Annotated in this window: 16 protein-coding genes and 1 pseudogene; 12 read left to right on the top strand and 5 right to left on the bottom strand. The window is 56.7% G+C overall.

The window, feature by feature from the left end; genetic code table 11:
* Window positions 1–41: 41 nt before the first annotated feature.
* On the top strand, window positions 42–224 hold the full coding sequence (locus GF111_RS04220; protein ID WP_370633538.1) for a hypothetical protein: 183 nt from the start codon (window positions 42–44) through the stop codon (window positions 222–224).
* Window positions 225–256: 32 nt separating this feature from the next.
* On the opposite strand, the gene GF111_RS04215 is transcribed toward GF111_RS04220, so the two are convergent.
* Window positions 257–517: a hypothetical protein gene (locus GF111_RS04215; protein ID WP_139145145.1), complete on the bottom strand. Its 261-nt coding sequence runs from the start codon at window positions 515–517 to the stop codon at window positions 257–259.
* Window positions 518–673: 156 nt separating this feature from the next.
* Between GF111_RS04215 and GF111_RS04210 the strand changes: the two genes are divergently transcribed.
* The 4 genes from GF111_RS04210 (at window position 674) to GF111_RS04195 (ending at window position 3,949) form a co-directional block, all read left to right on the top strand.
* The gene (locus GF111_RS04210) at window positions 674–1,375 is read left to right on the top strand and encodes a hypothetical protein (protein WP_038881175.1); all 702 of its coding nucleotides are present in this window, start codon (window positions 674–676) and stop codon (window positions 1,373–1,375) included.
* Window positions 1,376–2,028: 653 nt separating this feature from the next.
* The gene (locus tag GF111_RS04205) at window positions 2,029–2,283 is read left to right on the top strand and encodes a type II toxin-antitoxin system HicA family toxin (RefSeq protein ID WP_071605322.1); all 255 of its coding nucleotides are present in this window, start codon (window positions 2,029–2,031) and stop codon (window positions 2,281–2,283) included.
* Window positions 2,280–2,624, top strand: a complete 345-nt coding sequence (locus GF111_RS04200) for a type II toxin-antitoxin system HicB family antitoxin (RefSeq protein WP_223294898.1) — start codon at window positions 2,280–2,282, stop codon at window positions 2,622–2,624. The genes GF111_RS04205 and GF111_RS04200 overlap by 4 nt, the downstream gene beginning before the upstream one ends.
* Before the next feature lie 119 nt (window positions 2,625–2,743).
* A complete protein-coding gene (locus GF111_RS04195) occupies window positions 2,744–3,949 on the top strand; it encodes an ISL3 family transposase (protein ID WP_071845277.1) in 1,206 nt (401 codons plus the stop codon).
* A gap of 37 nt (window positions 3,950–3,986) precedes the next feature.
* Here GF111_RS04195 and GF111_RS04190 read toward each other — a convergent pair whose 3' ends face one another.
* Window positions 3,987–5,009 carry a phage portal protein gene (locus tag GF111_RS04190; RefSeq protein ID WP_047728002.1) on the bottom strand — a complete coding sequence of 341 codons (1,023 nt, stop codon included), beginning with the start codon at window positions 5,007–5,009 and terminating at the stop codon, window positions 3,987–3,989.
* Window positions 5,009–6,084: pseudogene (locus GF111_RS04185) on the bottom strand (terminase large subunit domain-containing protein). The gene GF111_RS04190 and the pseudogene GF111_RS04185 overlap by 1 nt, the downstream one beginning before the upstream one ends.
* Between GF111_RS04185 and GF111_RS04180 the strand changes: the two are divergent.
* Window positions 6,068–6,283, top strand: coding sequence for an ogr/Delta-like zinc finger family protein (locus GF111_RS04180; RefSeq protein ID WP_071845399.1), 216 nt, complete (start codon window positions 6,068–6,070; stop codon window positions 6,281–6,283). The pseudogene GF111_RS04185 and the gene GF111_RS04180 sit on opposite strands and share 17 nt — an antisense overlap.
* A gap of 292 nt (window positions 6,284–6,575) precedes the next feature.
* On the opposite strand, the gene GF111_RS04175 is transcribed toward GF111_RS04180, so the two are convergent.
* A complete protein-coding gene (locus tag GF111_RS04175) occupies window positions 6,576–8,264 on the bottom strand; it encodes an aspartate:alanine antiporter (protein ID WP_047728000.1) in 1,689 nt (562 codons plus the stop codon).
* Between the two features lie 293 nt (window positions 8,265–8,557).
* On the opposite strand from GF111_RS04175, the gene GF111_RS04170 reads away from it, so the two are divergent.
* The gene (locus GF111_RS04170; protein ID WP_033637808.1) at window positions 8,558–8,947 is read left to right on the top strand and encodes an inner membrane protein YbjM; all 390 of its coding nucleotides are present in this window, start codon (window positions 8,558–8,560) and stop codon (window positions 8,945–8,947) included.
* A 45-nt stretch (window positions 8,948–8,992) separates the two neighbouring features.
* Here the strand turns inward: GF111_RS04170 and GF111_RS04165 are convergent, their stop codons facing one another.
* Entirely contained in the window at window positions 8,993–9,256 is a 264-nt protein-coding gene (locus GF111_RS04165; RefSeq protein ID WP_004938676.1) for a GrxA family glutaredoxin, read from the bottom strand.
* 230 nt (window positions 9,257–9,486) lie between these two features.
* Here GF111_RS04165 and GF111_RS04160 point away from each other — a divergent pair, with 230 nt between their 5' ends.
* From GF111_RS04160 to potG, 5 genes are all read left to right on the top strand, one after another.
* A complete protein-coding gene (locus GF111_RS04160) occupies window positions 9,487–9,789 on the top strand; it encodes a YbjC family protein (protein ID WP_033646672.1) in 303 nt (100 codons plus the stop codon).
* 56 nt (window positions 9,790–9,845) lie between these two features.
* Window positions 9,846–10,748 (top strand): 30S ribosomal protein S6--L-glutamate ligase, encoded by a 903-nt coding sequence (rimK, locus tag GF111_RS04155; RefSeq protein WP_147190514.1) that lies wholly within the window; start codon window positions 9,846–9,848, stop codon window positions 10,746–10,748.
* Between the two features lie 136 nt (window positions 10,749–10,884).
* The gene (locus tag GF111_RS04150) at window positions 10,885–11,364 is read left to right on the top strand and encodes a YbjN domain-containing protein (protein ID WP_004938666.1); all 480 of its coding nucleotides are present in this window, start codon (window positions 10,885–10,887) and stop codon (window positions 11,362–11,364) included.
* Window positions 11,365–11,770: 406 nt separating this feature from the next.
* Entirely contained in the window at window positions 11,771–12,880 is a 1,110-nt protein-coding gene (gene potF, locus GF111_RS04145) for a spermidine/putrescine ABC transporter substrate-binding protein PotF (RefSeq protein ID WP_048233230.1), read from the top strand.
* A gap of 121 nt (window positions 12,881–13,001) precedes the next feature.
* A complete protein-coding gene (gene potG, locus GF111_RS04140; RefSeq protein WP_147190516.1) occupies window positions 13,002–14,135 on the top strand; it encodes a putrescine ABC transporter ATP-binding subunit PotG in 1,134 nt (377 codons plus the stop codon).
* Window positions 14,136–14,154 lie beyond the last annotated feature (19 nt).

Below are 14,154 nucleotides of genomic sequence, written 5' to 3'. Positions count from 1 at the left end.
TGCACACAGCAATTAAGCATCGGAGGGAAAGGGTGCAAGCAGTGGATGAAGTGGTTGTTTTAGAAAGAATTGAACTCATCGCCCGTCTGGGGGGTTGTTATGAGAGCCAAGCGAAAGACAAAGACATTGCACTGATATGGATTTCAGAACTTGCGGGGGAGATGAAAAGCAGCATTGCCCCTGAAAAAGCAGAGGTGATCAGGCAGCTTGCCGCGATCTCTTAATCCATAGGTGACGTATGAGACGAGATTTAAACTTAGCCGGGGCGTTTATGGAGGCGCTGAACTTCAACGAGAACGGCAAAGGCCGCCGCATAAAGACCGTTGATTTCATTCACGCCGCAAACCGGCTCGGCACGCACATTACGTCTGAGAGCGTAATTGCATTTGACTTGATTACCCATTTGCATTTTACTTTGCGACCGTTTGAAAATTGTTTGGCCGCCGCCAACAAATCCTGACTGTAGACCCAAAGGTGAAATAATTTCGTATAATGGTCTGATGTGTGCCAAGTACATGAATTTACCGTTGCCGCTTCATGGGCTTAATTCGTGAGCAATAACCTAGCGCCCCGTGTCCCCGACTGAATGAAAACGATTGTTATCAAACATTCGATAGACGGTCATCAGCACAATATCAACGATGCAACTCTTTGGGTTGATGTGAGATAGATCATGCATGCCAAACTAAACAAGTACCTTCAAATGGCTTTTAACAATGCCAACGGCAATGAGGCCGCGCAGGCATTGAAAATGCTGGCCATTACGATGCAGGAGCAGGGTGTAAACCCGGCCAGCTTACTCCAAATGAAGAACGACTCGGCCAGCAGCGCGCTGGTAGTGGAATTACGTCGTGAACTTTCCGTTCTGAAAACAGATTACAACGGCATGGTAGACCGTTATAACACTGTTGTACGTGCCTATAAGGCCCGTGGTGAGAAGATTGCAGCTCTAGAGTCGTTGTCCGAAAATGGCACCGCAGAGACGCAGGAGGGCCCTGAGCAGCAACATGAGGGATCTATTGCTGATCAAATCCGTAAAATGAAGAATGTCACGGCGGATCTGGCTAATCACCCGAAAGCAAAAGCCACGAGACGCCTGTCTGGTGACTTGGCTGCGCAGAATGAGCAGTTTAAAGGAAGTTGGAACTATCAGGAACCTAGTCAGAACAGTAAGTATGGTGATGCACACTATAGCTATAACTACGGCGACACCCTGCATATTTGGATCAGTAAATCGGAAACTAGCGACGGGTTTTCCGTGTCTGTCGTGACGATTGGCCCGCGTGGCGGCCGAAAGGACCCTAGTTATCACTCTTTTAAAGATGAGGCCGCACTGATGGACTGGTTACTGAAAAAGTGGGGGGTGTTGAAGTGAAACACCTAGCCCAGGATATAATGTGGCATAGAGATATCTCGAGATTACAGAAGCAGTCCCTATGACGTAAGCCGCATTGTCACTTGTATACCAGAAGAATGTCCGCTCCTCGCTACCTGTTAACAAAGTACGTGACTTGCCTTATTGTTTATCTGATATGCCCAAAGGAATGTAAGTACCCAACTGAAGAGGCGAATTGTTACATCAAGCACCAGTCCGGCCACGTTTTCAGGCTGATTGACGAGGGGCGTTATCAGCACAATACATATCTTTTTGTCTGCTGATAGCCCATGCATGCATTGAGTGCATGAAATCGCATGACGATCCAGTGTTGTTTTTACCCCCGCAGCTCCAGCATTGGCGCGGATCGCGCCGGATCATGCAACTGCATGAAAAGCGATACATGAAGCGGGCAGGCGAGGCGGGGATAGCATTGCGCGCAAGCCGTGTTGAACCCCTCCCAAAAGAGCCGCCAGCGTCCCGTCATGGCGATTTATCGCAATACTTGCATGAGAATGGGGTTTGATGTCGTGGCGCCATGATGGCGCTCTCAGGCGCTTACAGCGCACTGCATAACATTGCTAATCAATGACACCAAAAAACGACACCATAATATTCTTGCAATGGTGTCATAAAGTGATACTATAAACCCCATGAACAAACGACACCAAAAAACGCTGTCAGATGTGTTTGCCCGGCCTGTCAACGGTTCTATAAAGTGGTCTGATATTGAGGCGCTTTTTACCGCATTAGGGGCGGAGATTCACGAAAGGGAAGGTTCTAGGATCGCGGTGCTGTTGAAAGGTGAAAAAAGAGTCTTTCACCGGCCACACCCCAGACCTACCACTGACAAGGGGGCGGTTAACTCTATTCGGATCTGGTTGGATAGCTTAGGAATAAAACCATGATGAATAACACACTGAAAATTGACGGCCATACGGCCGTCATCAACTTCGACCCAGAAATTGAAATGTTCCGGGGCGAGTTTGTCGGGCTGAACGGTGGCGCCGACTTCTACGCCTACAGCGTGGACGAGCTGAAGAAAGAAGGCGCGATCTCACTCGCGGTCTTTCTCGATGAGTGCCATAAAGACGGCATCGAGCCTTACAAGTCGTACAGCGGCAAAGTAACCACCCGCCTGTCGCCGGAACGCCATCAGGCGTTAGCCATTGCCGCTCAGGCCACCGGGCAGTCGATTAATGAACTGCTGAATGAAGGTGTTGATCTGGTTATCGAAAAGCATTCCTGATCCAGCGCCAACAAAAAAGGTTCATCGCGCTTTAGCGTGAACCAATAGAAAACGGCAGTCAGAACGTTTAGGTTTGTATTCGCCAAAACACACCCTAAACCTTCAAAACTGCCGTCACTATGAATGCTAACCTTTGCTCCCTGTTCTGGGAAGGCTTTATCGTCAATTCCTTCTCGCATCCTTCTGCCAACTCCCTGCTTATCCAGCTCCAGCCTGACGCTGCCGTCATGCCCTGTTGTCGTCGTTGTGAGCGGCGGGTGCCTGTTGTGCATGATGTTTCCTTCCGCCGAGTGCGTGAACGCCAGCTGCTCGATTGGGTCGTCTGGCTCAACGTCCCCGTCCGGCGCCTGTGTTGCCCCCATTGCGGGGTCACCACCGAAAAAATCAGCTGGTTGCCTGAACGCCAGAGATATACCACGACGCTATCCGTATGGGTTGAGTCACTGGTCCGTTTACTGCCGATTAAACATGTTGCACAACTCACCGGACTGCACTGGCATACGGTCAAGAATATCGACTACCGGCGTCTGCTGCGGGAACGGACAGAGCCGCAGCGCCATACCCTCCGCCGTCTGGTGATGGATGAGTTCGCCCTGTTCAAAGGACATCGTTATGCCACCGTGGTGATGGATGCGGATACGCAACAGGTGTTGTGGGTGGGCGAAGGCCGCAGCAGAGCGGCCTTCCGCCCCTTCTTCGTCTGGCTGGGCGCTGAAGGCTGTGCCGCTATCCAGTCTGTCGCCATGGATATGAATACGGCGTTAGACCTGGAAGTCAGGCATCACTGCCCGCAGGCGGAAGTGGTCTATGACTTGTTCCATGTGGTGGCAAAGTATGGCCGGGAGGTTATCGACCGGGTCCGCGTCGACCAGGCCAATCAACTCCGTGATAACCCAAAATCGCGTCAGGTCATCAAACGCAGCCGCTGGCTGCTGCTGCGCAACCCCGAAAACCTGCCCGAAGGGCATGAGGTAAAGCTCACGGAGTTGCTGGAGGCGAATCAGCCGTTGAATGTGGTCTGGCTGATGAAAACAGCGCTGAAAGAACTGTGGTACGCCCCGAGTGAACAAGAGGCGCAGAGACGCTGGACAAGCTGGTACAGGCAGTCTCAGGAAAGCGGAATCAAGGCGTTGCAACACTTCGCCGAGAAACTGAAAGGGTATGCCGGTGGCATCATCGCGAGTGCCAGACACAGGTTGAATACCAGCGTGCTGGAAGGGATGAACAATAAGATAAAAGTGATGAAGCGGATGGCCTATGGATACCGGGATAACGCTTACTTCTTCCTGAAAATCAAAGCAGCGTTCCCCGGTAAAGCGCGATGAACCACAAAAAAGCCGCCAATCACTGGCGGCTTTTTGCTTATTCAGTCGGTAACTCATACGGCGCGAATCTAATCACCTCTTCCCCGATCCAGCCGTTCACCTCCTTCATGCGCTCTTGCAGCGGCGTCAGCTCGTTGCGCACAAACACCTGAGCGGCCTTTTTCACGTCCCCGAAGCCACCGGTATTGTTCGGGATAATCCCCATCATCTGCGGCGGTACGCGGTGCGCACTCAGCAGATCGTCGCGGCTGGCGTTCTTGATGTTGAAAAAGTCGTCTTTGGTGGCGACCTCGGACAGCGGCAAGATTTTGATGCCGTCCGGCGCGTACATAAACAGATTGCGGAAGTTCCCCAAGCCCTTGGTGTCGCGCATGGCTTGGCGCATTCTGTCAACGTCGCTTGTACTCTGCGCCGCGTCGGTCATATACAGAATGTAACCCGCGTGTGCGCCGTTCTGGTAATACTTGCGGCGGAACAGCGTCGCCGCCTCGTTCAGCCAAGCGGAGTTAAGCGCGCTGAGATACTCCGACAGGCCGTACAGTTCCTGATTGATGTCCGGCTCAATCAGGTGAAAAACACTGTCGGTCTTGAAGCGGTGCGCCTCTTTCCAGTTCTGCACAAACCAGTAAGCGCCGCGCTCAACACCGCGCCGTGTGTACTTGGCCGGGGAGGATTTCAGCTGCAGCGGGGCACCGAGCATGTTTTGACGCTCCTCTAAATAGGCGTTGCCGAACACCAGATAATCCAACGCATAGCGGCTAAACCCCTGCTGACTTAACAGCCGGTGCGGGATAAACGTTGACGCTAAAATATTGCGCTTAACGTACATCGGCGAGCTGTGATGCACGGCGGCGCGCACGCTGCGCGCCAGCCCGTCGAATGAGATCGGCGGCTCGTACCACTTGCCATTGGTCGTGCATTCGATGTAATCCAGAATTTCCCGCTTATCCAGCACCGCGGACGGCTCGCCAAAGGTGAACGCCTCAAAATCCTGCTTCTGCTCTGCTGTCGGGGCTGGCGCCGGGGGGGTAAATGCCTTGCGGCCTTTGCGCTTGCTCATCAGTAAAACTCCAAAATGTTCGGGCTGCTGTGGCCGCTGCCTGCGGTCAGCGGTTCGTTTAGAAGGGCGTGCATGATCGCCCACGCGACATCGGCATGGCTGGCTTCTTCGCTGCGGCTGGCGGTGTAGGTGGAGCGCGCACCGCAGGCGGTCATGGTTTTGCGTATCGCCATAAGGAGGCGGTGATGTCGGTGTGGCTGGTGTCGTATTCCAGACAGCCGCGCACGATGGTGTCTTTTGCCTTCAGCACCATGGCGGTTTTGATTTCCGGGGTGTATTCGATTTCCCGCGCGGCTGGGAAGAACTCGCGCACCAGCTGGAAAACACCTTGGCCGACGGTGGTCGCATCGATGCCGATGTACTCCACACAGTATTCTTCGGTAAGGTCTTTAATCTTCTGGGCCTGCGCGGCAAAGTTCATGCCCTGCCACTGGTGGCGCTCCAGCACGCGGAACTTGCCCCCGGCCACCATTGGCGGCGCGATCACCGCGCATCCGGCGCTGTCGCCGCCGTTTGCTTCCGATGGGTCGTAGCCGATCCACACCGGGCGATAGCCGAATGGCCGCACGGCGTAAGGGTTGAAATCCTCCCACTCTTCCAGCGAATCGACCATGCAGCCTTGCAGCTCGGCGAACGGGAATACCGACGCGGTATCATCCACAAATTCGCACATCAGCAAGTTCTGATACTCTGCCGGGCTGTATTCGAGCGACAGCTGATCGAGGTCAAACAGGTTACAGCCGCCGGTCAGCGCATCCTCAACCGTGACAATCTGGCGCCATTGCCCATCGCCGCACAGCACGCCTTTTGACAGGTGGCTGTGGCTGAGGTCGAGCTGAACGTGATCGGCTTTGCTGCGGCGGCCTTTGTTGAACAGTTCCCCCGACCAGAACGGATAAGCGGAGTGCGCCAGACTCGACGGCGTGGAAAAGTAGGTAGTGCGCCACCGCTTGTGCAGCGACATCCCGCTGGCGACTTTGCGCAGCTCCTGAAACTTCGGTATCCAGAAATACTCATCAAGATACAGATTGCCGGTGTAGCTCTGCGCGGTGCGCACGTTGGTGCCGAGGAACATCAGCCGGGCGCCGTTCGGCAGCACCATCGGATCTCTCAGTGAGAACACTAAAGAGCGTTATCATCAATGCCAAAACATAAATTGCAGTTGTACTTTTGTGACGCTGGAATCTATTCAGCGGCAGATCGTATCACCGGGCAAAGTTGATATCGCTCCACCACACCCAACGCGAAGCAATCAGGGAACACTTTGGATTTAACAAGAAGCCTGCGAAAGCAGGTTTTTTTATGTCCGTAAAATGGCTGTCGCCACTTTGTCGCCATAGGGTAGTTAGGTGCTTTGCACGACATTGTTTTATAGGGATATTTTTTCAGGCAACAAAAAACCCGATAATCTTGAACCTAAAAGGCGGGATTATCGGGCTCCACAAAATGGGGACATCAAAGAAAAGCAGTGGCACTAATTCAGACTGCGGCCCCCAACGAAAGTTCTGGCCGGCGACAAAAAAATCAAAATATTTTTATCGCCGATCCATCTCTCCCGCTAATCGATCAGCCGAGTATCCCCGGCCATAGCACCACGATGAGTGAACCCGCCAGCGTTAACAGCACGTTAGCGATGGCGTAGGTGCCGGCATAGCCCAACGCCGGGATATTGCTGCGTGCGGTGTCACTGATAATTTCCATCGCCGGCGCGCAGGTGCGGGCGCCCATGATGGCGCCGAACAGCAGGGCGCGGTTCATGCGCAGCACGTAGGCGCCGAACAGGAAGCAGATAACCACCGGCACCAGGCTGACGATCAGCCCGGCGATCAACATCTGGCCGCCGACCGCGCCCAGGCTGTGGCCGATGCCGGCGCCGGCGCTCAGGCCCACGCCCGCCATAAACACCATCAGGCCGAATTCTTTCACCATGTTCAGCGCGCCCTGCGGAATGTAGCCGAAGGTCGGGTGGTTGGCGCGCAGGAAGCCGAGCATGATGCCGGACATCAGCAGGCCGGCGGCGTTGCCGATGCCGAACGAGAAGTTACTGAACTGAATGGTGATCTGGCCGATCAGCAGGCCGATGATGAAGAAGGCGCAGAATGCCAGCAGGTCGGTCACCTGGCTGTGGATGGAGATAAAGCCAATCTTCTCCGCCACGCTCTTCACCCGGCGCGCGTCGCCGCTCACCTGCAGCACGTCGCCCTTGTTGAGCACGATGCTGTCGTCGATCGGCATTTCGATCTGGCTGCGGATCACGCGGTTGAGGAAGCAGCCGTGATCGGTCAGCTTCAGCTGGCTCAGGCGCTTGTTCACCGCGTTGCTGTTCTTCACCACGATCTCTTCGGTCACGATGCGCATGTCGAGCAGATCGCGATCGAACACTTCCTTGCCGTTGCGGAAGCTCGGGTCCAGCCGCGCGTGGGCGTCCGGGTAGCCGACCAGCGAGATCTCGTCGCCCACCTGCAGCACCGCGTCACCGTCCGGGTTGGCCAGAATGCCGTTGCGGCGGATGCGTTCGATGTAACAGCCGGTCTGGCGGTAGATGCCCAGTTCGCGCAGGTTTTTGCCGTCGGCCCAGGCCACCAGCTCGGGGCCGACGCGGTAGGCGCGGATCACCGGCAGGTAGACCTTGCGCTGGCTGTCGGTGTCCAGGCCGCGTTCGCGGGCAATCTGCTGGGCAGAGGTGGACAGGTCCTGGTGCTGCAGCTTCGGCAGGTAGCGCGCGCCGAAGATCAGGCTGACCAGACCGATCAGGTAGGTGAGGGCGTAGCCGAGGCTCAGATGATCCTGCGCCGCCAGCAGCGCCGGGCCGTTGACGATGGTGTTGCGCAGCGTGTCGCCGGCGCCCACCAGCACCGGCGTCGAAGTCATCGAGCCGGCCAGCATGCCGGCGGTCAGGCCGATGTCCCAGTGGAACAGCTTGCCGAGACCGATGGCGAGCACCATCGCCGAGCCGACCATCACCAGCGCCAGCATCAGGTAGTTTTTGCCGTCGCGGAAGAAAATCGAGAAAAAGTTGGGCCCGGCTTCCACGCCGACGCAGAAAATAAACAGCATAAAGCCGAGATTCAGCGCCTCGGTGTTAATGGCGAAGTGTTGCTGGCCGAGCAGCAGCGAAACCACCAAAACGCCAATGGAATTACCGAGTTGGACGGAGCCCAGACGGAGTTTACCGAGGCACAGCCCCAGTGCGAGTACCACGAACAGTAACAGAATGTAGTTACCGTTTAACAAACTAGCGACGTTTATGTTCACGGAGGATAACTTATTGTTTACCAGTAAGTGCTTGATATAGATAGCTATAAGAGATAAATTCAGCCTTAAAACGACGTCATAAATCACCACCAGCGTAAGGCGAAGCGAACCATCGTTCGGCGGCGTTCATTCTAGACGCTATGACCGATGACAGCCAGCACAGAAAGCTGATTTCCTGCGCCGCCGTGCGCATTTAACTCTCTTTTGACCAAGGAAAAAATTCGGTTCAGCGTCTCCGCGCGGGGGCCAGGCCGATTTCTATTGATGCAGTAATTGGGCGGGGGAGAATTCGCATGACGAGTTATAGATATTGGCTGGGCATTCTCAGCTGTTTTTTGTTGTTCAGCCTGGTGTTTCTCGGCCAGCAAACCGGCCTGTTCGGCAGCACGGATCATGAGCATCACGGCGAAACCGGCCTGCTGCTGTTTGTGATCCCCGGTGCGATCGCCAGCTATCTGTCGAGCCGCAAGCGGCTGCTTTGCCCGCTGCTCGGCGCGCTGTATGCGCTGCCGCTGTGCCTGCTTATCCGCCATTTCTGGCTGACACCGTCCTCTTCGTTCTGGCAGGAGCTGGCGTACGCCACCAGCGCGGTGTTTTGGTGCGTGTTCGGTGCGATGCTGATGCTGTTCGCCCTCGGCCTGTTGCAGACGCTGCAGCAGCTGCACCGGCGGCAGCGGCAATAAAAAAAGGCGCGTTAAGCGCCTTTTTTGTCTTTGTCGTTCAAAAACTTACTGGAACAGGTTCAGGTGTTCTTTGGCGTAAGCTTCGAAATCGGTGCAACCGCCGATGTGCTTCTCATCCAGGAAGATCTGCGGCACGGTTTCAACCGGTTTGCCGACGGTTTTTTCCAGATCGGCCTTGGTGATGCCTTCCGCGTGGATGTCAACGTAACGGAAGTTGAAATCGTCGCGTTCTTCAGTCAGTTTTTCCGCCAGTTCTTTAGCGCGGACACAATAAGGACAGCCAGGACGCCCGAAGATTACTGCAAACATGCAACGCTCCTTAATTGGATTTTCAATAAATTGTTCGCTACCGCAACGACATCCCGTCACCGAAAAAGTCATTACCTGCGTCAGATGGCGCCTACTATGCCCGTTGAGGCGGTGAAAAAAAAGCAGGAATTACCTGTTAATCTGATTCATGTAACCAATTAGTCGGCCGGGGCTGTCGCCGCCGACGGGAATTCACTACACTGGGGGCAGACCTTCTGGAGAAGAAAAATATGCGTTCATTCGGTGACTTACCGCGCCCGGTGCTGGTGTTGGAAGGGCTGGGCATCGTGATGCTGGTGTTGGCCTACCTCAGCATTCACGGCCACCTGCAGCTGCCGGGCTGGCTGGCGTCGCAGCAGGCGGCGGTCGGCATGATTTTCCTCGGTGTAGCGCTGATGGTGCCGGCGGCGGCGTTTCTGGTGTGGCGCGTGGTGCAAGGCTTCGGGCCGTTGATGCGCGGCGGGTTGCCGCCGGAAAACGATCGCCGCAAACCGCAATCGAAAGATAATCAGGACAGCGATCCGCGCGCCTGAGCGTCGCGGCCGCTAACTCGCCTGCCGGGCAGGCGTTGGCCTTTTTGGGGTGACGAGTGAAAATTGCCATTCTTTCTCGCGACGGAACGCTCTACTCATGCAAGCGGCTGCGTGAAGCGGCGGAAGATCGCGGGCACAGCATCGATATCATCGATCCGCTCTCCTGCTACATGAATATCAATCCGGCGGCGCCGACCATTCATTATCGCGGCCGCCAACTGGAGCGTTACGATGCGGTGATCCCGCGCATCGGCTCCGCCATCACCTTTTACGGCACCGCGGTGCTGCGCCAGTTCGAGCTGCTCGGCAGCTACCCGCTAAACGAATCCGTGGCCATTACCCGCGCCCGCGACAAGCTGCGCTCGCTGCAGCTGTTGGCGCGGCAGGGCATCGATTTGCCGATCACCGGTTTTGCCCATTCGCCCGACGACACCGGCGACCTGATCGAGCTGGTCGGCGGCGCGCCGCTGGTGGTCAAGCTGGTGGAGGGCACGCAGGGCATCGGCGTGGTGCTGGCGGAAACCCGCCAGGCGGCGGAAAGCGTGATCGACGCCTTTCGCGGGCTGAACGCCCACATCCTGGTGCAGGAATACGTGCGCGAGGCACTGGGCAGCGATGTGCGCTGCCTGGTGGTCGGCGGCCGGGTGGTGGCCGCCATCGAGCGGCAGGCCAAGCCGGGTGAGTTTCGCTCCAACCTGCACCGCGGCGGCACCGCCCGCAAGGTGACCATCACCGCCAGGGAGCGGGCGATCGCGGTGAAGGCGGCGAGCACGCTGGGGCTGGACGTCGCCGGGGTGGATATTCTGCGCGCCGAGCGCGGCCCGCTGGTGATGGAGGTCAACGCGTCGCCGGGGCTCGAAGGCGTGGAAACCACCACCGGGCTGGACATCGCCGGCATGATGATCGAATACATCGAGCAGCGCGGCCGGCCTGGCTTTCGCCTGAAATCCGGCGGGTGACGGGGCGGGCGGCGCGCTTTTCTCGCCGAGCAATATCTTAATTAGTGAATTAAGCCGCATTGATCGTGGCGTATCGGGTGAATATTCCGTAAGCTATGCGCCTTTTCGCGTATTGAATATTGTGAGGCTGGTTATTATGGATTCACTCATTGTCCCCGATTTGGCGCTGTTGCGGCGCTGGCTGGATCAGTCGGGCATTTCTTTCTTTGAGTGCGATTCCTGCCAGGCGCTGCACCTGCCGCACATGCAGAACTTCGACGGCGTGTTCGACGCCAAGATAGATCTGGTGGACAACGTCATTCTGTTCTCCGCGCTGGCCGAGGTGAAGCCGACCGCGCTGATCCCGCTGGTGGCGGACCTGAGCCAAATCAACGCCAGTTCGCTGACCATCAAAGCCTTTGTCGACATTCAGGACGACAACCTGCCGAAGCTGATTGTCTGCCAGTCGCTGAGCGTGGCGGTCGGCATCACCTATGAGCAGTTCACCCACTTTATGCAGCAGGGTGAAGAGCAGGTCTCGATGGTGATCCTCGAAGCGCGGGCGAACGATCTGCTGTTTATGGGGGATGAAGAAGAGATCCCCGCTGGCGCCGTGCGTCAGCCGATGCTGCACTGATCCTCGCTGTACCTTAAGCATGCCGTCGCTCCGGCGGCATGCTGCCGTTATTCCCCTCCGCAATAAAATATTCTGCACTTTGGCCTTTGCCGCCCGATCTTTCTCGCCTTTTGTGCCGTTAATGGCGTATCACATAGAGAAAAACTGCATAAAAAATCGATAAAAGGCGTTTTTTACCCTGGGGGCTGGCGGGTTGCGGTAGCAGCGGCTATGCTGCTGATTCTGCAAAGGGCTTGCGATTTCCCTTGTGACCACGCGAGCAGGGCAGTGAAAAAAGGCGCATGCAATCATATGCATAGCCATTCAGTTCGCGGTTGCAACGATTGCGCTCAATCAGGAAAGGTTTTGTATCGCTGCAGATACAAGTTCAATTCTATGATTCACCCTGTTTTGGAGGAAGTTACGGATGGTCACCCAACGTAAAAAGTGGTTATCGGGTGTGGTTGCCGGCCTGTTGATGGCCGCGTCCGTCACGGCGTCAGCCGAAGAGAAAACGCTGCACGTGTATAACTGGTCCGACTATATCGCGCCGGATACCCTGGCCAAATTCCAGAAAGAAACCGGTATCAAAGTGGTGTACGACGTCTTTGACTCCAACGAGGTGTTGGAAGGCAAACTGATGGCGGGCAGCACCGGCTACGATTTGGTGGTTCCTTCGTCCAACTTCCTCGAGCGTCAGTCGCAGGCCGGCATTTTCGAGCCGCTCGACAAGAGCAAGATCCCCAACTACAAAAATCTCGATCCCGAGATGCTGAAGCTGGTGGCGCACAACGACAAGGACAACAAATACGGCATCCCTTACATGATGGTGACCACCGGCATCGGCTATAACGTCGACAAGGTGAAGGCGGTGCTGGGGAAAGACGCGCCGGTCAACAGTTGGGATCTGATCTTCAAGCCGGAAAACCTCGAGAAGCTGAAAAGCTGCGGCGTTTCCTTCCTCGATGCGCCGAGCGAAGTCTACGCTACCGTGCTGCACTACCTCGGTAAAGATCCCAACAGCACCAACGCGGCGGACTACACCGGCGCGGCCAACGATCTGCTGTTGAAGCTGCGGCCGAACATCCGCTATTTCCACTCTTCCCAGTACATCAACGATCTGGCGAACGGCGACATCTGCGTGGCGATCGGCTGGTCCGGCGACGTGATGCAGGCGGCCAACCGCGCCAAAGAGGCAAAGAACGGCGTGAACGTGGCCTATGCGATCCCGAAAGAGGGAGCGCTGACCTACTTCGACATGTTCGCCATGCCGGCGGACGCCAAGAACAAGGACGCCGCCTACCAGTTCCTGAACTTCTTGCTGAAGCCGGACGTGATGGCGGACATCAGCAATCACGTTTACTACGCCAATGCGGTGAAGGATTCCACGCCGCTGGTGAATGCCGAAGTGCGCGACAACCCGAACGTCTATCCGCCGGCCGATGTTCGCGCCAAGCTGTTCACGCTCAACGTGCAGTCGCCGAAGCTGGATCGTGTCATTACCCGCGCATGGACTAAAGTTAAAAGCGGGAAGTGATGATAGGGGGATAGCCCCCTATCGTCGGTAAACCGGCAGGCGGGTGCCCCGCCTGCATTGCCGTTTTGGGCCACGGCGCTCGCCGTGGTTTTGTGCCGCTTTACGCCGGAGAGCACCCCGATTGAACGACGCCATCCCTCGTCCTCAAGCCAAGTCGCAGAAGGTTTTCACCCCTCTGCTGGAAATCCGTAACCTCACCAAAACCTTCGATGGGCAGAACGCGGTCGAAGACGTCAGCCTCACCATCTACAAGGGCGAGATCTTTGCGCTGCTCGGCCCGTCCGGCTGCGGCAAATCCACCTTGCTGCGCATGCTGGCCGGCTTCGAGCAGCCTTCGGAAGGGCAGATCGTGCTCGATGGGCAGGATATGTCGCACGTGCCGCCGTACCAGCGGCCGATCAACATGATGTTTCAGTCTTACGCGCTGTTCCCGCACATGACGGTAGAGCAGAACATCGCCTTCGGCCTGAAGCAGGACAAAATGCCGCGGGCGGAAATCGCCGAGCGGGTGGCGGAAATGCTGGCGCTGGTGCATATGCAGGAGTACGCCAGGCGCAAGCCGCACCAGCTTTCCGGCGGCCAGCGGCAACGGGTGGCGCTGGCGCGCAGCCTGGCCAAGCGGCCGAAGCTGCTGCTGCTGGATGAGCCGATGGGCGCGCTGGACAAGAAGCTGCGCGATCGCATGCAGCTGGAAGTGACCGACATTCTCGAGCGCGTCGGCGTGACCTGCGTGATGGTGACGCACGATCAGGAGGAGGCGATGACCATGGCGGGGCGCATCGCCATCATGAACCGCGGCAAGTTCGTGCAGATCGGCGAGCCGGAAGAGATCTACGAGCATCCGAACAGCCGCTTCAGCGCCGAATTCATCGGCTCGGTCAACGTCTTCGACTGCGTATTGCAGGAGCGGCACGACGACGCGCTGATCCTGCAAAGCCCCGGATTGCGCCATGCGATCAAGGTCGATCCGGACGCCTCGGTGGTGGACGGCGTGCCGATCCAGGTGGCGCTGCGGCCGGAGAAGATCCTGCTGTGCGAACAGGTGCCGGCAGACGGCTGCAACTTTGCGGTGGGGGAAGTGGTGCACATTGCCTACCTGGGCGATCTGTCCATCTATCACGTGAAGCTGCACAGCGGGCAGATTATCAGCGCCCAGCTGCAAAACGGCCACCGTTTCCGCAAGGGGATGCCGACCTGGGGCGATGAAGTGCGTCTGTGCTGGGAAACCGACAGCTGCGTAGTGTTGACGGTGTAGTGGAGCCGGTGAGGAGTAA

Origin of the sequence: Serratia sp. HRI, assembly GCF_010119335.3 — a bacterium.
GTDB lineage: Bacteria > Pseudomonadota > Gammaproteobacteria > Enterobacterales > Enterobacteriaceae > Serratia > Serratia nevei.
This window is presented reverse-complemented; position numbering and strand designations above follow the sequence as displayed.